The sequence below is a fragment of the Chitinimonas sp. genome, assembly GCF_036568685.1.
Classification (GTDB): Bacteria; Pseudomonadota; Gammaproteobacteria; order Burkholderiales; family Chitinimonadaceae; genus Chitinimonas.
Genome location: NZ_DATCSC010000154.1, coordinates 45,113 through 65,006 on the forward strand (window position 1 = coordinate 45,113; position 19,894 = coordinate 65,006).

The window sequence follows — 19,894 nt, forward strand, 5'->3', positions numbered from 1 at the left end:
TGGGCTTTGTTTTTACGCATCGTCCCGTTATGGCCCCGTGGCAGCAGGCTTTTGCGGGCAGCCTCCGGCATGAGAATATATCGCCACAGACGCTGCGCGCGCCCCCCGCGCCAACAGCGCAAGACAAGATCAACCCACAGGGAACCAGGGAGAAACCGTGTTTCATCGCTCCACCTCCATCCGGGGCTGGCTGGCCGCACTCGGCCTGTCGCTGCTCTGCCTCGGCTGCGGCCATCGCGGCTATGTACCGGCCAAGGAAGTCACCCCCAAATTCGGCAAGCAGGTTGTCGCCGAATTCGAGCTGCCGCAGGCCATGCTTGACCGCTTCAACAATTTCAAGCCGTCTCGCCCAGTACCGGGCGAATCCTTGCTGATCAACAGCCTCATGGCCGATACGCTGGATTGGACCGGCAAACCCGTGGGCGTCACCAGCGGCGAAGGCCCCTACACCCTGGTGATCACGCTGTACGCGACCGCCAAGGGCCCCGGCGACGCCAGCTCGCTGTGGCAGGCCGGTTGGGAATTGGCCAACGAGCAAGGGCACCGCGGGCTGGTACCCGGCCTGTCCCACGCCGATGCCAAGGCAGGCGAAAAGCTCATCATCACCGCCGCAACCTCCCCGCTACGCTTCAAATCCGACCAGATGGCAAGGCCGGTACTGGGCCTCGCCAAGGTACGCAATATGGAGATCAATGCCATCCGCGTCTCCGTCGTTTCCGGGGTGGCGGCCAGTAGCTGGTCCGAATGGTACCGGGTATGGGCCAGCGGTCTGGTCGTCCTGTTCATGTTGGTACTGTGGTGGTTCTGGTTCCGCCCCAAGTCCAGCATCATGGGCTGACGGCCCCGATGCGGGCACACTGGCCATGAAATACGACGCTACGCCTGGCAATACCAGGGCGTAGCGCGCTCAAGCCAGCCTCAGCCCGTGATCAATACCTTGCCAAAGGCATCACCACTGGCAAAGCGCGCAAAAGCGGCGGCATAGTCCGGCAGCGCAAACTCACTGTCGATCACCGGTCGCAGCCCATGCAAGGCAATGGCGCGGTTCATGGCCTCGAAACTCTCACGGTGGCCAACGCTGATGCCCTGCAAGCGGGCACGGCTGGCAACCAGGGCGCGAGTGATGTCCGGTCCCTCGCCGGCACCCGCCACGCCACCCAGAAAGCCGATCACCGCCACGGTGCCGGCAGCCCTCACCGCCTGCATCGACTGCGCCAAGGTGCGCATACCGCCCACTTCAATCACCGCATCCACGCCTCCGGTGCTCAGCTCACGTGCCACTTTCCCCCAGGCAGGCTCAGTCAGGTAGTTGATACCCGTGTCCGCCCCCAGCGCGCGGGCGCGCGCCAGCTTGGCTTCGCTGCTGCTGGTGATGATGACCCGGCAGCCCATCAGCTTGGCGAACTGCAGGGCAAACAGCGACACGCTGCCCGTACCCTGTACCAGCACCGTATCCCCCGCCTGTAGCTGACTCTCCTGCAGGGCATTCCAGGCGGTCAAGGCGGCGATCGGCAGGGTCGCCGCCTCCCCAAGGCTCAAGTGCTCGGGCACCGGCAGCAAGGCTTGTTCCGGCAGCACGGCATATTCCCGCAACATGCCTTGCAGGGGGCCGCCCAGCTTACTCTGCTGGTACTCCGCCCGCATGCGCCCGGCCAACCAGGCGGTGGTGTAATGGGTCAGCACCCGCTCGCCGCCCCCGAACCGGCCCACGCCCGGTCCGACATCCACCACCTCGCCGGTGGCATCCGCCACCGGTACAAAGGGCAGCGCCAGGTTGGGCATATAGCTGCCATCGATCACCACCCGGTCGCGGTAGTTCAACGAGCGGGCACGCAACCGCACCAGCACCTCGCCCGGGCCGGCTACCGGCACCGGCGCATCGGTCGCCACCAAGTGTTCCAGACCAAATTGCTTGAGTTCGATTTGCAACATGCTCGCCTCCTGGGCAGTGCGTCAAAGAGGCCTCAGCTTATTACCGGCACTTAACGCGATAAACTGCCTGAATTGCAATTAACTATCCCATTAAACGATGAAATCTCATGACCGCTATGCCGAGATCCAGGCCTTTGTCAGCATTGCCCGGCTGGCAAGCTTCGGCGCGGCCGCCGCACAGCTGGGGCTCACTAGCTCGGCCACCAGCCGCAAACTGCAGGCACTCGAAGCACGGCTGGGCGTACGGCTGCTACAGCGGACCACCCGCAGGGTGACGTTGACCGAGGCCGGCCAGCAGTATTTGCTGCATTGCGAACGCTGGCTCAGCGATCTGGACGACGCCGACGCCGCCCTGGCCGACCTGCAAGGCCAGGTGCGTGGTCGCCTGCGTGCCAGCGTGCCCAGCAATTTCGGCCGCCTGCATGTGGTGCCGGCACTGCCTGATTTCCTGGCCACCTACCCCGAATTGGACCTGGACCTGGATTTCAACGACCGCTATCTGGACCTGGTCGAGGCCCAGATCGACGTCGCCATCCGCATCGGTCGGCTGGATGACAGCCGGCTGGTGGCCCGCAAGCTGGCCGACAACCGCCGCCTGCTGGCCGCCGCGCCCGACTATCTGGCCCGCCACGGCACACCGCAACATCCCAGCGAACTGGCCCACCACAGCTGTCTGCACTTCTCGCTCTATAGCGAGGGCGAGCTATGGCGTCTGCATCGGGGAGATGAGACGCAGGAGATCCAGGTGCGCGGGCGCATGCGCGCCAACTATGGCGAAGCCCTGGCCGAGGCCGCACTGGCCGGCTACGGCATCTTGCAAAGCGCCAGCTTTATCATCGGCCCGGCCCTGCAGCAGGGTCGCCTGGTCGAGGTCCTGCCGGACTGGCATATCGCCCCCAGCGCCATCTGGGCGGTCTACCCCCATGGCCGCTTCCTGGCCCCCAAGGTACGCGCCTTTATCGATTTCTTCGATCGGCGCTTCAGCGCTGCCAGCTGGCTGCGGCAGGACAAGGTGTAAGCGCAAGCCGACCAGTACGACCAAGCGGGGCCAGCTCTCTCAAACGGACCCGCCATGCACCGCTACTTTCTGCTGCTCTGCCTCTCACTCTCCACCCTGGCTGCCACGCCTGACCCCATGCTCGTGACTCAGGCCGCCAATCAGCGCGTACTGGTGGAACGGCTGGCCCGCAATGCCGCCTGGCGTTGGCTGATGCCCACGCAGGCCGAGGCCGCCGCCTCACGCCAGGCCAGCCAGCAGTTCGAGCACCAGTTGGCCACCTTGAATCAGGCCAGCCGCAACGATGCCGCCCTGGCCGAGAACTACCAGTTGCTCAGCCAGCAATGGCAAGACTTCCAGCCGCTGCTCAAACCCATCACCAAACCGGAACAGGCACGACAGATGCTGGAAGCCTCTGAGGAGATGGCCTGGATCGCGCAGAAGGGCAGCCAGCAGCTGGAAGCGCAATACAGCAAGGCGCAACGCCCGGTCCGCCTCGCCGAGGACATCGCCGCCCTGTCACAGCGGCTGGCCAAGATCTATTTGCTGCGTAGCGCCGGCCTGACGCTGCCTTTCCTGGCCAAGGACTTGGCCAGCGCCCGCAACGAGTTCGACACCGCCATGCGCGAGCTGCACACCCTGCCTAATCAATCCCCGTCGCTACAAGCACAACTGCAACTGGTGAGCACCCAATGGCTGTTCTTCCAGCAGGCCATCGACGAACTGGCGAAGCGCAACACCGACCCGCAGCTGCAGCGCAATGTCTACACCACCAGTGAGCGCATCTATGAGGTTGCCAGCGAGCTGGCCCAGCGCTACCAGCACGCGGGGAACTGAAATAAGGCATGACTGTCGCAGGTGCGCTACATGCGCACCATTGTCATATTGCCGCGCCATGCTCCCGCCCATCTGCATCCGGCGCGACCATCGTGAGCGAAAAAGCCCAGCACCACTACCGCAGCATCTGGATCTCAGACGTCCATCTCGGTACCGCCGGCTGCCAGGCGGACTACCTGCTCGACTTTCTCAAGCACAACGAATCTGACCATCTCTATCTCGTCGGCGACATCATCGACGGCTGGGCGCTCAAACGTTCCTGGTATTGGAACCAGCAACACAACGACGTCATCCAGAAGATCCTGCGCAAGGCCCGCAAAGGCACCAACGTGGTCTACATCGCCGGCAACCACGACGAGGTGGTGCGCCAGTTCATCGGCCTCGCCTTCGGCGGTATCGACATCCAGGACGAGGTGGTCCACACCACCGCCGACGGCCGCCGCTTTTTGATCCTGCACGGCGACCTCTTTGACGGCGTGATCCAGTGCGCCCGCTGGCTCGCCATCGTCGGTGACCATGCCTACACCGTCACCCTCAAGCTCAACCGCTGGTTCAACCATATCCGCGCCAAGTTCGGCCTGGGTTACTGGTCGCTGTCGCAGTTCCTCAAGCACAAGGTCAAAAAGGCCGTGAACTTCGTCAGCCAGTTCGAGGAGGCGGTCGCCAAGGAAGCCAAGGCACGCGGGCTAGACGGCGTGATCTGCGGCCATATCCACAAGGCCGAGATGCGCGAGATCGACGGCATTCTCTATTGCAACGACGGCGACTGGGTGGAGAGCCTGACTGCCCTGGTGGAGACCATGCAGGGCGAACTCAAGATCGTCACCTGGGCGCAGCGCGAACACGCCCCCGCCAAACGCAAGGCTGACCAGCCGACGGCCGGCGAGATTTACTCCTGAGGTTCCGGGCGGCAGGCCATAGTCGCGGCGGCGAGGCTGCCTGAGTTATCGGCGAGCACGCGAGCCTAGAACCTGTGTGTGCAAGGCTCGGGGGTGTGGAATAGATCAGCGCAGATCGGTCGATCTGCCACTTCAGCGGAACGTCCGGCTGAGCGAAGTCGTTGCCACCTTTAGGTGGCTTACTACTTCGGCCTCCTCCTTGCGGGGAATGCCGGGCGATTGGATGACGCGACAAGCTTTCTCTTCACGGCGGGCAGTCCTATAAAAAAATGTCGCGGGTGGCGTAAGAACTCCAAGAGGGCCGCGACGAAGGCTGCAGGTGCCACTCACCATGGATTCAACAGCAAGCCGATACAGGCTGCGGTGGCACCACCATGGAGCCTAGTGCTTCCCCATCCCAGTCAAGGAGTGTTGCCATGAAATTCTCTTCCCTCGCCCTCGCTGCCGCTGCAGCCGCCGCCTTTACCGCCTCGCCCCTGGCTACGGCCGCAACCAGCGGTGGTGATGCCAAGATCAAGTGCGAAGGCATCAACAGCTGCAAGGGCACTTCGGCCTGCAAGACGGCCGAACACGCCTGCAAGGGCCAGAACAGCTGCAAGGGGCACGGCTGGCTGGAAGCCACCGCCAAGGAATGCAAGGCCAAGGGTGGCCATGAACTGAAGGAGTAATCTCCTTCTACCCAGGGCGCTGTGCCATGCACCGCGCCCGTTCCATTTCTTCTTCCCTTGAGCCCACCATGCATGCCAGCCCCAACTCCTTCACGCCCCTGGGCCTGGGGCTACGCCCCGAGCACTACCAGGACCTGCTGGCCCGCCCCGGCTGCGTGGACTGGCTCGAAGCCCTATCCGACAACTACCTGGTGCCGGGCGGCCGCCCACTGCACTTTCTGGATAGACTGCGCGCGGACTACCCCATGGCCCTACACGGCGTAGCCATGTCATTGGGCGGCAGCGACCGGCTGGATCGCCGCTATTTACGCCAGCTGCGCCAGTTGGTGGACAGGGTGCAGCCCATGTGGGTCTCCGACCACCTGTGCTGGACCGGCATAGACGGGACCAACCTGCACGATCTGTTGCCCCTGCCCTATACCGAAGCGGTCATCCAGCACGTGGTCGGGCGCATCCAGCAGGTGCAGGACGCACTGGGCCAGCAGCTGTTGATCGAAAATGTATCGAGCTACCTGAGCTACCAGGTGGATGAAATGGCCGAGTGGGATTTCCTGACCGAGATCGCCCGCCGCGCCGACTGCCTCTTGCTGCTCGACGTCAACAATGTCTACGTCAGCAGCGTGAACCACGGTTTCGATCCCTCGACCTACCTTGCCGCCATTCCACCGGCCAAGGTACGGCAGATGCATCTGGCCGGCCACCGCAACCATGGCCACTACCTGGTCGATACCCATGACGCCCCGGTGGCGGAACCGGTCTGGGCACTCTACGCCGAGGCGGTGCATCGCTTCCCAGGCGTCGCCGCCATGATAGAGCGCGACGACCACATTCCGCCGCTCGATGAACTACTCACCGAATTGGCACATGCCCGCGAGATTGCCAACCAGTCGAGCAAGGTGGAGGTCGCGCTATGAGCGAGCTGCAAACCTGGCAACGCCGCGTCGCCAGCGCCATCCGCTATGGCGATGACGCACTGCCCGACCTCTTGGCCGAGACCGCCAGTTTCCCACGCGTCCAGCGGCTCGGCATCTATGCCGACGCCTACCTCTTGCGTCTGGACGAAGCTTTGCGCAGCAACTACCCCAAGCTCCACCTGCTACTGGGCGATGACGACTTTCTGACGCTGACTCGCCACTATCTCGCGCAATATCCCTCGCAGCGCCCCTCCATCCGCCCCTTCGGCGACCAACTGGCCGGTTTTCTGGCGCAAGCCCCCGGCTACGCGGGCCTGCCCATCCTGGCCGAACTGGCCCGGTTCGAGTGGGCCTTGGGCTGCGCCTTCGATGCCGCCGATGCGCCAACCGCCGGCCTGCCCGAACTCAGCAAGCTGGCCGACGAAGACTGGCCCGACCTGCGCCCCCGTTTCCAACCCAGCCTGCGCTTGCTGACCCTGGAATGGAATACCGTCCCGGTCTGGCAGGCTCTGGATGAAGAGCAAACACCACCGGCCCCGGAGCAAGGCATCAAACAAGGTTGGGCCGTCTGGCGCCAGGACCTGCAACCCCGCTACCGCTCACTCGCCCAAGACGAAGCCATCTTGCTCCTGACCCTGCTGAACGCGCAATCCTTCAGTACCGCCTGTGAGCGCCTGAGCACCTGGCACCCCGCAGACCAAGCCCCAATACGCGCCGCCAGCCTGCTAGGCGCTTGGCTCAACGAGGGCTGGGTTAGCAGTCTCAGCTAAGCAGCTCAGGCACCCACAGCGACCAGATGCCGAGTCAGCAAAATTTCGGGGCAGCTCACAAGCGCCAGCGCGACTTCCGGGGGCTCTGAGATAGGGACAGCATGGCTCCGAATCGAACCAAGGCTATCGAAGCCGCTAACGAGCGTCAGCGAAGCTCCCTCCCTCGCAAGGAGGACGCCGTGGTTGTAAGCCCCTGAAGGGGCAACAACCACGCAGTCGCGGCGGCGAGGCTGCCAGAGTTCTTAGCGCTTTAGCGCCTAGAACCTGTGCGTGCAGAGCTCGGGGGGAGTAGGAAGTGATAAAGACAAAGCGCGCCCCCACCGAGATCAGATGACCACAAACGCCCGGCTCAGCCGGGCGATGAACCAAGGTCTCAGATCACTGGCAATCACCGATACGACGAGCGCTGAACTCACTGGTCATATGCATCTTGCCCTTGGGCCCCGTGGTATCGACCTCGCTCTTACCCTTGTAGCTGTTGGCACCATAAGTCACCGTCCCCTGGATATCGGTCGGATTCTTACCCTCGCAGCGCATATGGAATGAGACGGTATCGCCGCTCACATTCTGGTCCAGCATCTTGCAATCACGATTCGCCGGGCCGTGCTGACCGCCACCCATGGCTTGCCGCTCGATATTCTTGGCGTCCGAGGGCTTCATGCAGAACTTCACCGTCTGGGCCGGCATCTGCATATTCATCCCGGTCATGGTCATCTTGGTGGTGATCTCCCACTGGCCGGGCGTGGCCTGCGGCATCGCCAGCGCCGCGCTGGACATGAGGCAGAACAAGGCAACAGGGACAATTCTCGACATGATGGACTCCTGGGGGGGCGGTAAGCCCAGTGTAGACAGCGTACGCAGCCCCCACTTGAGAATCCCCCAAAGTGGCGTCATCTGCTTTTTGTCGCCCCTACCTGCAGCCAACATGTTCAACTTTCTGCGCGGTAAACCAGCCCCAGATCCTCTGGCCTCACCACTGTGGCCCGACCTCGGCCGCCGCATGCCCCTGCTCTCGGGCCTGGACGACGAGGAATGGGCCCGGCTTGAAGACCGCATGCGCCACTTCCTGCGTACCAAGTCCATCCGTGGTGTACAGGGCATGGAGCTGGGCGAGCGGGAGCTGCTGACCATCGCAGCCCAAGCCTGCCTGCCTATCCTGGCGCTGGGCGACAAAGCCTACGAGGGCTGGAGTGATGTACTGGTCTACCCCACCGCCTTTGTCAGCCGCGACCCATGGCGCGACGAGCAGGGCCTGGTGCATGAGGGCGAGCAGCATATGGCCGGCATGGCGCGCAGCGACGGGCCGGTACTGCTGTCCTGGCCGGACAGCTACCGCGGACCGGCACTGGACGGCAGCAACCTGGTGATCCACGAGTTCGCCCACAAGCTGGACATGCTCAACGGCAATGCTGACGGCTATCCGCCGCTGCATGCCAATATGGTGCAGAAGGACTGGACCCGCGCCTTTACGCGCGGTTACGAAGACCTGTGCCGTCGGCTCAATTGGGGCGAGCACACCCCCATCGACCCCTACGCCGCCACCAATCCGGCCGAGTTCTTCGCCGTGCTCTCAGAGTATTTCTTCGAGCTGCCACACCTCTTGCACACCGAATACCCGGCCATCTACGAGCAGCTACGGCAGTTCTACCGGCAGGACCCCGGCATGCGGCTACCGGTGATCGGCGTGGACGAACAGCTATGGTGAAGGAAGGGTCAAAGAGGGTCCGCGTACCCAGCGGCACTCCTGCGCCAGGCGCAGCCGGGCGTTCAGCGGCAGCAACCACTCAACGCCCGCGGGCTTTGCACGCACAGGTTCCAGGCGCTAAAGCGCCAAGTACTCTGGTAGCCTCGCTGACGCGAGTGGGTCTGAAGTCCTCGGCTGGCTAGACCGCTCGCTTGAGCGATTCACGCTGCTCGGCGTATTCCAGCCGGTGTTGCTTGCGCAGCAAGGCTTCCTTGTAGCGGCGACGGCCTTCGTCAGTATCCGGCTCCAAGGGTGGTACCGGCTGCGACCTACCCTGTTCGTCCACCGCCACCATGGTGAAGAAGCAGCTATTGGTATGGCGTACACTGCCTTGCCGCACATGCTCGGCCACCACCTTGATACCGATCTCCATGGAGCTGCGACCGGTGTAGTTGACGCTGGCCAGAAAGGTCACCAATTCACCCACGTGGATGGGCTGAGCAAAGGTCACCTGATCGACCGACAGCGTCACCACATACGATCCGGCATAGCGGCTGGCACAGGCGTAAGCCACCTGGTCCAGCAACTTGAGGATGGAACCCCCGTGCACATTACCGGAGAAGTTGGCCATGTCCGGGGTCATCAGCACGGTCATGCTCAGTTCGTTCTTGCGCAGCGTATCGGGCATCTGCGGTTCACTCTTGTCTTGTTATCAGGGGCTGATGGCAGCGCCCAGGCGGCCGAGGAAGCGGTCTACCCCCTCGCGCAGGGCCTCCACCGAGGAGACGCCCATCATAAAGGCCAGATAGCCCTCGATACGGCGGGTCTCCAGCAGAAACTGGATATGCAGGAATAATACCTGGCTGTTGCGCTCCGCCCCACGCTGTATCAGCACGTCTTCGCCCTTGCCGCTGCAAAGGCTGGGCAGCGAATAGTCAAATTCCTCGGTCATGATATCGGCCAGCGCCGACAGGCAGGCCATCAGCAACACATTGCCCACCTCGCTCAAGGCGTCGGCTGCCAAGGTGTCGATATCGGTTGGCGTCTTGATGGCGCTCAGCACCAGCCGCACCACCTCCTCGCCGTCATCGTCGGCAAACATCAACAGCGCATCGCCATCGAAGCTGCCGCTGAAGTGCTGTGCTACTGCATCCACATGCCGCCACTGCGCCCAGCCTATGCGATCGTTCAGTTCCTCGAACAGGCAAAAGCGCATTACCGGCACCGACAGGCTGACCTCCTCACCCACCAGCCCGCTCATCGCGGCGGCGGCACGGCCCACGCTGATATTGAATATCTCGCACAGGGCATCTTGCTGCAGCGGGGTCAGCACCGTGCTCATGCGCCCTCCACAAGCTCCAGCAAGTGGGTGATGGTGGTCTCGGTCACCGGCTTTTGCAGAAAGTGCATACCCAAGGCCTCGGCGCGCTGGCGCACGCTGCTCTGTACATTGGCGGTCAGTACCACAATGCAGATGCCAGGCCGCAGTTGCAGGATGCGCTCGCCGGCCGCCAAACCGGACATGCCGGGCATATTCACATCCAGCGTGATCAGTTCGATCGCCTCCTTCTGGGCGATGGCGATCGCTTCCTCACCATTGGCCGCTTCGAAAAACACCCAATCAGGGCGCATCTCCTCCAGATAGGCCCGCGCCAGCATCCGCGACACACGGCTATCGTCCACGATCAGTACTGATTTGCTCATATGGCTGACTATCCTTCTGCACGACGATGTGCATGCTGCGGCGACGGCAGGTATACGCCCCCTTATCGCCCATCATAGTGCATGCACGCGGCACCACAGGCCAAGTACGCCGTAGTTTTCACGGCAGCTCACGGTAAAAGCCGCTAAACCTAAAGCATGCGATGCCGCCCCGCCGCCCTGTGCCTACCGCTCGCCCTATCGCTGCTGGCAGTCCTGCCCTGCCGGGCAGGCGACAAGCTGCGGGTCTGTTACGACGACTGGCCGCCTTACGCCGCCTATACCCCGGCACAGGGCCACCAGGGGCTGACGCTGGCGCTGCTGCGGCAGGTCTTCGGCGAATTGCACATCGAGCTCAGCTTCCAGTCTGCCACCCAGAGCCGCTGCCTCAAGGCCGCCCAGACCGGCCTGGCGGACATGTTGCTGTTCAGCGACCAGCAGCAATTGCCGGATTGGGGACGCAGCCAGACACCGACCGAGTTCTGGCTGCTGGCCGCCTGGGTGCCACAGGACTCCCCGCTGCGCCGGTACACCAGCATCCAGCAGTTCCATGACCAGCGCGTCGGCATGGTACGCGACTATATCTATCCCGAACCGATCGGCAGCTACACCGATTGGCAACCGGCCATACAGGGCGATGCCATCAATAGCCTGCGCCAGTTGGCGGCAAAGCGGGTAGACGTGTTCTTCGAGGACCTGTTCTGGACCCGCCGCATGCGGCAGCAGAAACACCTGGCGGTGCGCATGTTGCGGCCCCTGGTGGCGGTACAGCCGCAATATCATCTGTACCGCCCCACCTGGGCGCTGGCCATGACCCATTTTGAGCAGGTGGTGCAGGCACTGATCGAGAGCGGCGAAATGGATCGCCGCTACCGCGCCGCGCTCGGCATCAGCTACGACGCCATACGGCGCGGCGACCTCGGCCAGGTACTGCAGGACGAGTGGGATTGAATCCTGACGCTTGGCCCCGATCTATAAAGGCTCCCTTGCTGGCCCGTCGCACCGCGCGCGCCACCCCAGATGCTTCCCTTACCCACAGATTGAACTGTTGGAGGTCCCATCCATGAGCCAATACCGTACCGAAACCGATTCCATGGGCGCTATCGAGGTCGAGAGCGAGCGCTACTGGGGTGCGCAGACGCAGCGCTCCATCCAGAACTTCCCCATCGGCGTCAGCCGCTTCCGCTGGCAGCGTCCGGTCATCCGCGCCCTGGGCGTACTCAAGCGCGCCGCGGCCGAAGCCAACGCCCAGCTGGGCGAATTGCCCCAGCCGGTTGCCGACCTGGTGGTCAAGGCGGCCGAAGAGGTGATCGAGGGCAAGCTGGACGCCCACTTCCCGCTGGTAGTGTTCCAGACCGGTTCCGGCACGCAGTCCAATATGAATGCCAACGAGGTGATCTCCAACCGCGCCATTGAGCTCGCTGGCGGCCAGCTGGGCAGCAAGGCGCCGGTACACCCCAACGACCACGTCAACCGCGGCCAATCCTCCAACGACACCTTCCCCACCGCCATGCATATCGCCGTGGTGGAGGAGCTGAACCGCCGCCTCTTCCCCGCCGTCAGCCGCCTGCGCGACACCCTGGCCGGCAAGGCCGCGCAGTACAGCAGCCTGGTGAAGACCGGCCGTACCCATCTGCAGGACGCCACCCCCATCACCTTGGGCCAAGAGATCGGTGCCTGGGTGGCCCAGCTCGACTTCGGCCTCGCCACCGTGCGTCAGGCGCTGCCGGGCCTCTATGACCTCGCTATCGGCGGCACCGCCGTCGGGACCGGCCTCAACGCCCACCCGCAGTTTGGCGATACCGCCGCCGCCCGTATCGCCACCATCACCGGCCAGCCCTTCCGCGCCGCACCGGACAAGTTCTTCGCCCTCTCCGCCCACGATGCCCTGGTCAACACCTCGGCTGCGCTGCGTACCCTCTCGGGCGGGCTGATGAAGATGGCCAACGACGTGCGCTGGCTGGCCAGCGGCCCGCGTTGCGGCATTGGCGAGCTCAACATCCCCGAGAATGAGCCCGGCTCGTCCATCATGCCGGGCAAGGTCAACCCAACCCAGTGCGAAGCCATGACCATGGTCTGCGTACAGGTGTTCGGCAACGACGCCGCAGTGGCCTTCGCCGGCAGCCAGGGCAACTTCCAGCTCAATGTCTACAAGCCGGTGATGGTGCACAACGTGCTGGAGAGCATCGAGCTGATCGCCGACGCCTGCGATGCCTTCAATGACAACTGCGCCGTCGGCATCGAACCCAACTCGACCAAGATCAGTGACAACCTCGACAAGAACCTGATGCTGGTCACTGCCCTCAACCGCCATATCGGCTACGACAAGGCCGCCAGCATTGCCAAGAAGGCGCACAAGGAAGGCACCACGCTCAAGGCCGCCGCCCTGGCGCTGGGCTATGTGACCGAGGCGCAGTACGCGGAGTGGATGGTCCCCATTGAGATGACCCGTCCGTCGGTCGGATGATCCTGCCAGTAAACCGCAAGACAACACAGGCCACCTAAAGGTGGCCTGTTTCATTCCCGCCACGGCCACGCGCGCGATTAATGAAGCAGATGCTGATATATGCCAGCATGGTTCTTTCCAGCCGACCATCCTAGAGAGTCCGCCCCATGTCACGCCGCAACTGCCTGCTGCTCAGCATCCCACTCGCCCTGGCCCTACCCGGCCACGCCGAGGAAGTGATCCGCCAGGACCAGCTCCTGGCCCACACCCAGGTGCTGAGCTCCGACGCCTTCGAGGGCCGCGGCCCCGGCAGTGCGGGCGAAGCCAAGACCGTGGACTACCTGGTGCAGCAGTTCAAGGCCATGGGGCTCAAGGGTGGCGCGCCGGATGGCAGCTATACCCAGCCGGTCCCCTTGGTGGGCCTCAGCACCCAGCCCAGCCTGCGTTTTGGTGGCTGCGCCGGCAAGCTCAAGCTCGACGCGCCCTTCGACTATGTCGCCTTCACGACCCAGGCCAAGGAGAAGATCAGCACCAAGAATTCCGAACTGGTCTTCGTCGGCTATGGCGTGGTCGCACCGGAATACGGCTGGGACGATTACAAGGGCGTGGACGTGCGCGGCAAGACCCTCGTAATGCTGATCAACGACCCGCAGGTGCCCGACCCGCAAGACCCGAGCAAGCTCGACGACAGCAAGTTCAAGGGCCGCGCCATGAGCTACTACGGCCGCTGGACCTATAAGTACGAGATCGCCGCCCAGAAGGGCGCAGCGGCTGCCATCATCGTCCACGAGACCATTCCGGCCGCCTACCCCTATATCGTGGTCGTAAACAGCAACGCCCGTGAGAACTTCACCATCCGCACCCCGGACGGCCACGCCGGCGAAGTGCCGGTCCGCTCCTGGATACGGCAGGATCGTGCCGAGCAGCTGTTCAAGTCCTGCGGCCAGGACTTTGCCCAGCTCAAGGCGGCCGCCATCCGGCCGGACTTCAAGCCGGTCAAGCTCGCCGGCAGCGCCAGCTTCACCCTCAAGCAGACCCTGCGCGAGGTGCAATCGACCAATGTGGTCGCCAAGCTTGAGGGCAGCGATCCAGTGGGCAAGAACGAATGGCTGATGTACAGCGCCCACTGGGACCACCTGGGCAAGCGCGGTAGCGAGATCTACCACGGCGCCGCAGACAACGCGATCGGCACCGCCGCCCTCCTGGAGCTGGCACGTGCTTACCAGGACGCCGCCCGCGCCGGTCAGCAACCACGTCGCAGCGTACTCTTCCTCGCCACCACGGCCGAGGAATCGGGCCTCTTGGGTGCTGCCTACTACGCCGCCAAACCGCTCTACCCGCTGGGCAAGACGGTCGCCAATATCAATATCGACGGGGTCAACACCACCGGCAGGACCCGTGACTTCGTCATTGTTGGCGCCGGCCAGTCCAGTATGGAAGCCTTGGCGCGAGACGCCGCCAACGCACAGGGCCGCGTGATCGTGATGGAATCCAAGCCCGAGAACGGCGGCTACTTCCGCGCCGACCACTTCGAGTTCGTCAAGGTCGGCATCCCCGCCCTCTACGCCGGTGGCGGCACCGACGTGATCGGCAAGCCGGCCGGCTACGGTGTGAAGAAGCTGGAGGAATACATCGCCAACGACTACCACAAGCCCTCCGACGTGGTGAAACCGGACTGGGACCTCTCTGGTGGTGCCCAGGACATCGAGCTGCTCTACAACGTTGGCCGCCGCCTGGCGGACGGCAAGGAATACCCGGCCTTCTATGCAGGCTCGGAGTTCAAGGCCCGCCAGGATGCGCTGCGTGCGGCCAACGGCATGGGGCCGGCCAGCGCCGCTCCCTGAGTACTCAGCCCCCAATGAAAAAGCCGCCCAAGGGCGGCTTTTTTACCTTCCGGTCAAACAGGTTCACCAATGCGCTGCAAGCCTGCCCGCACCCGGCCCTCACACGCCTGCGTCGTGCGCCTGCTGGTCAGCGTGGTAGCTCGAGCGCACCAGCGCACCCACGGCGGCATGGCGGAAGCCCATCTCGTAGGCCTTGTCCTCGAAGAACTTGAACTGCTCGGGCGTCACGTAGCGCAGCACCGGCAGGTGGGAGTTCGACGGGGCCAGGTACTGGCCGATGGTGATCATGTCGATATCGTGCTCGCGCATATCGCGCATCACCTCGAGGATTTCCTCGTCGGTTTCCCCGAGGCCCACCATGATGCCGCTCTTGGTCGCGACTTCCGGGTTGCGGGCCTTGTAGTCCTTGAGGAGCTTGAGGGAATGCATATAGTCCGAACCGGGGCGGGCCTGTTTGTAGAGGCGCGGCACGGTTTCGAGGTTGTGGTTCATCACATCCGGCGGGGTGGCGGTCATGATGTCGATGGCCACGTCCAGGCGACCACGGAAGTCCGGCACCAGCACTTCGATTTGCGTCGCGGGCGAGACTTCGCGAGTCAGGCGGATACAGTCGGCAAAGTGGCCGGCGCCGCCGTCGCGCAGGTCGTCGCGGTCCACCGAGGTGATCACCACGTACTTGAGGCGCAGCGCGGCGATGGTCTCGGCCAGGTGCTTGGGCTCGTTCTCGTCCAGCGGGTTGGGGCGGCCATGGCCCACGTCGCAGAAGGGGCAGCGACGGGTACAGATGTCGCCCATGATCATGAAGGTGGCCGTGCCCTTGCCGAAGCACTCGCCGATATTGGGGCAGCTCGCCTCTTCGCAGACCGTGTGCAGCTTCTGCTCGCGCAGGATGTTCTTGATCTCGTAGAAACGGTCGCCTGCCGGCGCCTTGACACGGATCCAGTCCGGCTTCTTCAGGGGCTCGGCCAGCGGCACGATCTTGATCGGGATGCGCGCGGTCTTGGCCTCCCCCTTGAGCTTGACGCCTTGTTCGGCTTTGGCGGGCGGGGTGGTAACAACGGGCGAGGACATGCTTGGGCTTCTTTCCATGGCTCGGCCGGTCGCTAAACCAGCCGTGTTCTAGGTCGGGTACGACCGCCAGCGGCCTGTCAGGCGGCCACCGGCTTGCTGCTCAGCGCATAGTCGGCCACCGAGGCGGTCCCTTCCAGCGCGAGCAAGGCATTGATTTTAGCGGCCAAACGCGGCGCAAGCGAGGCCGGGGTTTCCTTGATGCCGAAATCAGCCAGCTGCGCGACCTGCAAACCCGCGTAGCCGCAAGGGTTGATCTGGGCAAAAGGGGCAAGGTCCATGTCCACGTTCAGCGATAGCCCGTGGTAGCTCTTGCCATTGCGGATACGCAGGCCCAGCGCGGCGATCTTGGCTTCGTTCACATAGACCCCAGGCGCATCCACCTTGCCGTAGGACTCGATACCGAACTCGGCCAGCAGCTCGATGATGCTCTGCTCGATACGCCGCACATACTCGCGCACACCCAGCTTGCGCCGGCTCAGGTCCACCATCAGATAGCCCACCAGCTGGCCCGGGCCGTGGTAGGTCACCTGGCCACCGCGGTCGATAGGGACGATGGGAATGTCGGAGAGCTGCAGCACATGCTCGGGCTTGCCGGCCTGGCCTTGGGTGAACACTGGCGGATGCTCCAGCAGCCAGAGCTCGTCCGGCGATGCCGCATCACGCGCCGAGGTATAGGCCTGCATGGCACGCCAGGTCGGCACATAGGGCAGTTGGCCGAACCAGTAGGGGGCGACCACACCGGCCGGCAGCGGCTGCGCGTTCTGCAGCAGCATCACCGGCAGCCTACGACCGGCGGGAGTGGAGTCGGCCTTGCCTACGGTACGGGCGCCCAGATGCCGATAGAAACCCTCGGCGTTGGGGTCGGCCAGCAGTTTGATATGGGGCTGGCCCTGCGCCAGGCTGTCGCGGCGCATGGCCGCCATCAATGCGCGACCCACGCCCTTGCCCATGGCCTCGGGCAGTACCCAGCAGTGTTGCAGCTCAGCCAGGTCCTCCACCATGCGCAGGGCGGCAAAGCCCAGCAGCCGGCCGTCGGCCTCGGCCACGATCACGTGGCTGGCCTGCAGGTCGGCCTCGGACAGCGTCAGTCCCGGCTGCCAGTCGGCCAGCCACTCGGGCGGGTAGCCCCAGTGTGCCTTGGCGGCCTGGGCGATGGCGCTAAGCGCCGCCGCCTCGCCCGCGCGGGCCGGCCGCAGGGTGATAGCAGCGCTCACAGGACGTACTTCACCATCGGGTGGCCGGTCACGGCGCGATAGATATTGTCCAGCTGCTCCTGCGAGATCGCGGTCACGGTCACGGTCAGCGAGATATAGTTGCCACCGGAACTGACCCGCAGCTCGATATCCTCGGCCGTCAGGTCGGGCGCATGGATACGTACCACCTCGAAGATGGTCTGCGAGAAGTCGTCGTGACGTACCCCCATCACCTTGATGGGGAAGCGCGCCGGAAATTCGATCAGCGATTCTTTTTTTTCTTCCATGGTCATTCCTTTCCTTGGCGCATGATTTGGTTCTTGAAATCCTGGTACAGCGCGTCCATGCGTTGCGCCAGCGGGCCTACGCGGCCGTCGCCGACCGCTACCCCGTCGAGTTCCACAATGGCCAGCACCTCCTTGGTGGAGCTGGTCATCCATAATTCATCGGCACTGCGTACTTCCGCCTCGCTCACCGGCCTGACTTGCAGCGGCACACCATGCCGCTGCGCCAGTTCGATCACCAGGTCATAGGTGATGCCCGGCAGGATCAGGTGACTCTTGGGCGGGCACGCAATCACGCCATCCTTGACCACGAACACATTGCTGGCCGCCCCTTCGCTCAGCATGCCGTCGCGGAACATCACGCACTCGGCACAGCCCTGCCGCCGCGCCGCCTCGCGCAAGAGTACGGTGGGCAAGAGGTTGAGCGACTTGATATCGCAGCGCAACCAACGAAAGTCCGCATGGCTGATCGCCCGCACGCCGGCCGCCTTCTGCGCCGCGCTGGGTGTCACCAGCCGCGCGGGGTTGATCAGTACCGTCGGTGCCACGCCCTCGGGGAAGGGGAAGTCGCGCTCGCCGGCATTACCGCGGGTCACATGCAGATAGACCGACTGGTCGTCATAGTCCTGCCGCCGCACCACCTCGCGAATCAGCCCGGCCCATTCGGCTGCAGTATGCGGGTTGGCGAGGCCTATGCTCGCAAGGCTCGCATCCAGACGGGCAATATGCTCATCCAGCCGGAAAGGGTGGCGCGAATAGACCGGGATCACCTCGTAGACCCCGTCGCCAAACAGGCAACCACGGTCCAGGGCGCTGATCTTGGCGTCCTCGGGGCGGACAAACTGGCCATTCAGGTAAAGCATGCGCCTCCCGCTTCCGGGCCGCGCAAGCTCGCCGCCCTAGCTATGCAATATGGGGGCAGCGGGCGCAGATGCAAGCCAGCGCCCGCCCCCAGCGCGATCAGTTGAACCAGAGCTTCACGCTGTCCGTCATACGGCCAAAGAAACCGGCCTCGGGTACCGCGGCCAGGCTCTTCAACGGCAGCTCGGCCAAGGGTTGGCCATCCAGGCTCAGCTTGACGCTGCCCACCACCTGACCAGCCTGGATAGGCGCGATCAACTTGGGTTGCAGCACGATTTGCGACTGCACGCGGCCGGCGGCGCCCTTGGCCAGGGTCAGGTACTGGTCGCGGTCAAAGCCCACTGCCACGCTGCCAGCCTCGCCCTTGAAGACCTTGGCCTGGCTCACCACCTGGCGGGCGGTGTAGAGCTTGGGGGTATCGAAGAACTGCAGGCCATAGCCCAGCAGGCGCGCGCTCTCATTGGCGCGGGTGTTGTCCGAATCGGTACCCAGCACCACGCTCAGCACCCGACGCTGGTCTTCGTGCTTGCTGGCAATCAGGCAGTAGCCGGCGCTGTCGGTGTGGCCGGTCTTCATGCCGTCCACGCCCGGGTCGCGGTACAGAAGCTGGTTGCGGTTGGGCTGGGTGATGTTGTTGTAGCGGTACTCCTTCATCGAATAGATGGGGTAGTACTGCGGATAGTCGCGAATGATGGCAGCGGCCAGCAGCGAGAGGTCGCGCGCAGTGGTGTAGTGCTGCGGGTCAGGCAGGCCGGTGGAGTTCATGAAGTGGGTGTTCTTCATGCCCAGCTTGGCAGCCTGCTGGTTCATCATGCCGGCAAAGGTCTCTTCGCTGCCGGCAATCGCCTCGGCCAGGGTCACGCAGGCATCGTTGCCGCTCTGCACGATCATGCCGCGGATCAGCTCATCGACCGAAGCCGGCTTCTTGGGGTCGAGGAACATGCGCGAACCCTCGGTCTTCCAGCCCTTCTGCGACACGGTCAGCTGCTGGCTGGGCTTGATCCGGCCCTCCTGCAGCGCCTTGAAAGTCAGGTAGGCGGTCATCAGCTTGGTCAGCGAAGCCGGCTCGATACGGTTGTCCGCGTCCTTGGTCGCCAGCACCTTGCCGCTGTAGACATCCATCAAGAGATAGGCGCGAGCGGAAAGTTCGGGGGCGGGCGGCGTCGGCAGCGTGGCGGCCTGGGCGCCCAGGGACAGGGCGGTCAAAAGGGCGAGTAAGGATTTTTTCATCTGGACTACAGCACAGTTGCGGTTTTGCGGTCGCCCCCGCCGGCTCAGGCCAGGCAGGGGGCGGGAATGGGGCGGCACAGGCCGGGAAACGGCAGAGATTATAAATGAAACAGCCGCCACGGCCCGTGGCGGCTGCTTAAACGGTCAACTCATCGGTCAGCCACCCCTGCCTTGCAGGAGCGATCAACTCCGCTGGAGTTCCCGAACCGCTCAAATAGATTCAGACATGGAAGCGCCCCACGGCCGTGCGCAGCTGCTCGGTCAGCCCGTGCATGCGCCCGGTCACCTCCGCCGCCGTCCGCGCCGAGCTGGCATTGCTGTCGGCACTGCCCGAGATCCGGTCCACCTGTTGCGAGACCAGGTTGTTGGCGTGGGTCTGTTCCTTCAGCGCCACCGAGATATCTTCCACCACCCCGACCACTCGGCCGGCGCTGTCCTCGATCCGCTTGACCGCCTCACCGCCCTGCCCGGCCAGCTCCACCCCGCTCGCCACCCGCTGCACCGCCATCTGCATGGTCTGCTTCGACTCGGTCGAGCTTTGCTGGATATCGCTGATCATGGTC

Annotated in this window: 22 protein-coding genes and 1 pseudogene; 11 read left to right on the forward strand and 12 right to left on the reverse strand. The window is 63.9% G+C overall.

All coding sequences use genetic code 11. The features are described 5' to 3' along the window. Nucleotides 1-157: 157 nt before the first annotated feature. Complete coding sequence (locus VIM95_RS22750) at nt 158-838, forward strand: hypothetical protein (RefSeq protein ID WP_331990331.1); 681 nt, start codon at nt 158-160, stop codon at nt 836-838. An 80-nt stretch (nt 839-918) separates the two neighbouring features. On the opposite strand, the gene VIM95_RS22755 is transcribed toward VIM95_RS22750, so the two are convergent. Continuing rightward, the gene (locus VIM95_RS22755; protein WP_331990333.1) at nt 919-1,932 is read right to left on the reverse strand and encodes an NAD(P)-dependent alcohol dehydrogenase; all 1,014 of its coding nucleotides are present in this window, start codon (nt 1,930-1,932) and stop codon (nt 919-921) included. A 97-nt stretch (nt 1,933-2,029) separates the two neighbouring features. Here VIM95_RS22755 and VIM95_RS22760 point away from each other — a divergent pair, with 97 nt between their 5' ends. The 6 genes from VIM95_RS22760 (at nt 2,030) to VIM95_RS22785 (ending at nt 7,017) form a co-directional block, all read left to right on the forward strand. Next, complete coding sequence (locus VIM95_RS22760; RefSeq protein ID WP_331990335.1) at nt 2,030-2,950, forward strand: LysR family transcriptional regulator; 921 nt, start codon at nt 2,030-2,032, stop codon at nt 2,948-2,950. A gap of 54 nt (nt 2,951-3,004) precedes the next feature. After that, nucleotides 3,005-3,766: a hypothetical protein gene (locus tag VIM95_RS22765; protein WP_331990337.1), complete on the forward strand. Its 762-nt coding sequence runs from the start codon at nt 3,005-3,007 to the stop codon at nt 3,764-3,766. Between the two features lie 92 nt (nt 3,767-3,858). Beyond that, nucleotides 3,859-4,665: a UDP-2,3-diacylglucosamine diphosphatase gene (locus VIM95_RS22770; protein ID WP_331990339.1), complete on the forward strand. Its 807-nt coding sequence runs from the start codon at nt 3,859-3,861 to the stop codon at nt 4,663-4,665. 416 nt (nt 4,666-5,081) lie between these two features. Further along, a complete protein-coding gene (locus tag VIM95_RS22775; RefSeq protein ID WP_331990341.1) occupies nt 5,082-5,333 on the forward strand; it encodes a hypothetical protein in 252 nt (83 codons plus the stop codon). Between the two features lie 26 nt (nt 5,334-5,359). Then, nucleotides 5,360-6,247: a DUF692 domain-containing protein gene (locus tag VIM95_RS22780; RefSeq protein ID WP_331990343.1), complete on the forward strand. Its 888-nt coding sequence runs from the start codon at nt 5,360-5,362 to the stop codon at nt 6,245-6,247. After that, nucleotides 6,244-7,017, forward strand: coding sequence for a DNA-binding domain-containing protein (locus VIM95_RS22785; protein ID WP_331990345.1), 774 nt, complete (start codon nt 6,244-6,246; stop codon nt 7,015-7,017). The genes VIM95_RS22780 and VIM95_RS22785 overlap by 4 nt, the downstream gene beginning before the upstream one ends. A gap of 378 nt (nt 7,018-7,395) precedes the next feature. On the opposite strand, the gene VIM95_RS22790 is transcribed toward VIM95_RS22785, so the two are convergent. Beyond that, complete coding sequence (locus VIM95_RS22790; RefSeq protein ID WP_331990347.1) at nt 7,396-7,830, reverse strand: DUF3617 domain-containing protein; 435 nt, start codon at nt 7,828-7,830, stop codon at nt 7,396-7,398. A gap of 112 nt (nt 7,831-7,942) precedes the next feature. Here VIM95_RS22790 and VIM95_RS22795 point away from each other — a divergent pair, with 112 nt between their 5' ends. Next, the gene (locus VIM95_RS22795; protein ID WP_331990349.1) at nt 7,943-8,722 is read left to right on the forward strand and encodes a M90 family metallopeptidase; all 780 of its coding nucleotides are present in this window, start codon (nt 7,943-7,945) and stop codon (nt 8,720-8,722) included. A gap of 178 nt (nt 8,723-8,900) precedes the next feature. Here VIM95_RS22795 and VIM95_RS22800 read toward each other — a convergent pair whose 3' ends face one another. The 3 genes from VIM95_RS22800 to VIM95_RS22810 are packed head-to-tail and all read right to left on the reverse strand — an operon-like array spanning nt 8,901 to nt 10,405. Continuing rightward, entirely contained in the window at nt 8,901-9,389 is a 489-nt protein-coding gene (locus tag VIM95_RS22800) for an acyl-CoA thioesterase (protein ID WP_331990351.1), read from the reverse strand. Between the two features lie 24 nt (nt 9,390-9,413). After that, a complete protein-coding gene (locus tag VIM95_RS22805) occupies nt 9,414-10,043 on the reverse strand; it encodes a hypothetical protein (RefSeq protein ID WP_331990353.1) in 630 nt (209 codons plus the stop codon). After that, nucleotides 10,040-10,405 carry a response regulator gene (locus VIM95_RS22810; RefSeq protein ID WP_331990355.1) on the reverse strand — a complete coding sequence of 122 codons (366 nt, stop codon included), beginning with the start codon at nt 10,403-10,405 and terminating at the stop codon, nt 10,040-10,042. Before VIM95_RS22810 ends, VIM95_RS22805 begins: the two co-directional genes overlap by 4 nt. A 156-nt stretch (nt 10,406-10,561) precedes the next feature. Here VIM95_RS22810 and VIM95_RS22815 point away from each other — a divergent pair, with 156 nt between their 5' ends. The 3 genes from VIM95_RS22815 (at nt 10,562) to VIM95_RS22825 (ending at nt 14,692) form a co-directional block, all read left to right on the forward strand. Further along, a complete protein-coding gene (locus tag VIM95_RS22815; protein WP_331990357.1) occupies nt 10,562-11,353 on the forward strand; it encodes a transporter substrate-binding domain-containing protein in 792 nt (263 codons plus the stop codon). Between the two features lie 112 nt (nt 11,354-11,465). Then, nucleotides 11,466-12,869, forward strand: coding sequence for a class II fumarate hydratase (gene fumC / locus VIM95_RS22820; protein WP_331990359.1), 1,404 nt, complete (start codon nt 11,466-11,468; stop codon nt 12,867-12,869). 146 nt (nt 12,870-13,015) lie between these two features. Further along, nucleotides 13,016-14,692: a M28 family peptidase gene (locus VIM95_RS22825; RefSeq protein ID WP_331990361.1), complete on the forward strand. Its 1,677-nt coding sequence runs from the start codon at nt 13,016-13,018 to the stop codon at nt 14,690-14,692. Between the two features lie 99 nt (nt 14,693-14,791). Here VIM95_RS22825 and lipA read toward each other — a convergent pair whose 3' ends face one another. The 7 genes and pseudogenes from lipA to VIM95_RS22860 form a co-directional block, all read right to left on the reverse strand. Next, nucleotides 14,792-15,763, reverse strand: coding sequence for a lipoyl synthase (lipA, locus tag VIM95_RS22830; RefSeq protein ID WP_331990363.1), 972 nt, complete (start codon nt 15,761-15,763; stop codon nt 14,792-14,794). 77 nt (nt 15,764-15,840) lie between these two features. Continuing rightward, nucleotides 15,841-16,536: a lipoyl(octanoyl) transferase LipB gene (gene lipB, locus VIM95_RS22835; protein ID WP_331990372.1), complete on the reverse strand. Its 696-nt coding sequence runs from the start codon at nt 16,534-16,536 to the stop codon at nt 15,841-15,843. 48 nt (nt 16,537-16,584) lie between these two features. Further along, nucleotides 16,585-16,977 (reverse strand): annotated as a pseudogene (locus VIM95_RS22840) (GNAT family N-acetyltransferase); the annotation flags it as partial. Beyond that, nucleotides 16,974-17,249 carry a YbeD family protein gene (locus VIM95_RS22845; protein WP_331990365.1) on the reverse strand — a complete coding sequence of 92 codons (276 nt, stop codon included), beginning with the start codon at nt 17,247-17,249 and terminating at the stop codon, nt 16,974-16,976. The pseudogene VIM95_RS22840 and the gene VIM95_RS22845, both read right to left, overlap by 4 nt. Continuing rightward, nucleotides 17,246-18,103 (reverse strand): D-amino acid aminotransferase, encoded by an 858-nt coding sequence (locus VIM95_RS22850; RefSeq protein ID WP_331990367.1) that lies wholly within the window; start codon nt 18,101-18,103, stop codon nt 17,246-17,248. Before VIM95_RS22850 ends, VIM95_RS22845 begins: the two co-directional genes overlap by 4 nt. Before the next feature lie 97 nt (nt 18,104-18,200). After that, nucleotides 18,201-19,331, reverse strand: a complete 1,131-nt coding sequence (locus VIM95_RS22855; protein WP_331990368.1) for a D-alanyl-D-alanine carboxypeptidase family protein — start codon at nt 19,329-19,331, stop codon at nt 18,201-18,203. A gap of 220 nt (nt 19,332-19,551) precedes the next feature. Continuing rightward, nucleotides 19,552-19,894: methyl-accepting chemotaxis protein (locus VIM95_RS22860; RefSeq protein WP_331990370.1), on the reverse strand; the 343-nt coding region annotated here is incomplete at its 5' end.

Bases quoted from the DNA above. Each gene is read 5' to 3' on its own strand.
- VIM95_RS22755 (WP_331990333.1), bottom strand. From the start codon at position 1,932: ATGTTGCAAATCGAACTCAAGCAATTTGGTCTGGAACACTTGGTGGCG.
- VIM95_RS22760 (WP_331990335.1), top strand. From the start codon at position 2,030: ATGAAATCTCATGACCGCTATGCCGAGATCCAGGCCTTTGTCAGCATT.
- VIM95_RS22765 (WP_331990337.1), top strand. From the start codon at position 3,005: ATGCACCGCTACTTTCTGCTGCTCTGCCTCTCACTCTCCACCCTGGCT.
- VIM95_RS22775 (WP_331990341.1), top strand. From the start codon at position 5,082: ATGAAATTCTCTTCCCTCGCCCTCGCTGCCGCTGCAGCCGCCGCCTTT.
- VIM95_RS22780 (WP_331990343.1), top strand. From the start codon at position 5,360: ATGCACCGCGCCCGTTCCATTTCTTCTTCCCTTGAGCCCACCATGCAT.
- VIM95_RS22785 (WP_331990345.1), top strand. From the start codon at position 6,244: ATGAGCGAGCTGCAAACCTGGCAACGCCGCGTCGCCAGCGCCATCCGC.
- VIM95_RS22790 (WP_331990347.1), bottom strand. From the start codon at position 7,830: ATGTCGAGAATTGTCCCTGTTGCCTTGTTCTGCCTCATGTCCAGCGCG.
- VIM95_RS22795 (WP_331990349.1), top strand. From the start codon at position 7,943: ATGTTCAACTTTCTGCGCGGTAAACCAGCCCCAGATCCTCTGGCCTCA.
- VIM95_RS22800 (WP_331990351.1), bottom strand. From the start codon at position 9,389: ATGCCCGATACGCTGCGCAAGAACGAACTGAGCATGACCGTGCTGATG.
- VIM95_RS22805 (WP_331990353.1), bottom strand. From the start codon at position 10,043: ATGAGCACGGTGCTGACCCCGCTGCAGCAAGATGCCCTGTGCGAGATA.
- VIM95_RS22810 (WP_331990355.1), bottom strand. From the start codon at position 10,405: ATGAGCAAATCAGTACTGATCGTGGACGATAGCCGTGTGTCGCGGATG.
- VIM95_RS22815 (WP_331990357.1), top strand. From the start codon at position 10,562: ATGCGATGCCGCCCCGCCGCCCTGTGCCTACCGCTCGCCCTATCGCTG.
- fumC (WP_331990359.1), top strand. From the start codon at position 11,466: ATGAGCCAATACCGTACCGAAACCGATTCCATGGGCGCTATCGAGGTC.
- VIM95_RS22825 (WP_331990361.1), top strand. From the start codon at position 13,016: ATGTCACGCCGCAACTGCCTGCTGCTCAGCATCCCACTCGCCCTGGCC.
- lipA (WP_331990363.1), bottom strand. From the start codon at position 15,763: ATGTCCTCGCCCGTTGTTACCACCCCGCCCGCCAAAGCCGAACAAGGC.
- lipB (WP_331990372.1), bottom strand. From the start codon at position 16,536: ATGCTGCTGCAGAACGCGCAGCCGCTGCCGGCCGGTGTGGTCGCCCCC.
- VIM95_RS22845 (WP_331990365.1), bottom strand. From the start codon at position 17,249: ATGACCATGGAAGAAAAAAAAGAATCGCTGATCGAATTTCCGGCGCGC.
- VIM95_RS22850 (WP_331990367.1), bottom strand. From the start codon at position 18,103: ATGCTTTACCTGAATGGCCAGTTTGTCCGCCCCGAGGACGCCAAGATC.
- VIM95_RS22855 (WP_331990368.1), bottom strand. From the start codon at position 19,331: ATGAAAAAATCCTTACTCGCCCTTTTGACCGCCCTGTCCCTGGGCGCC.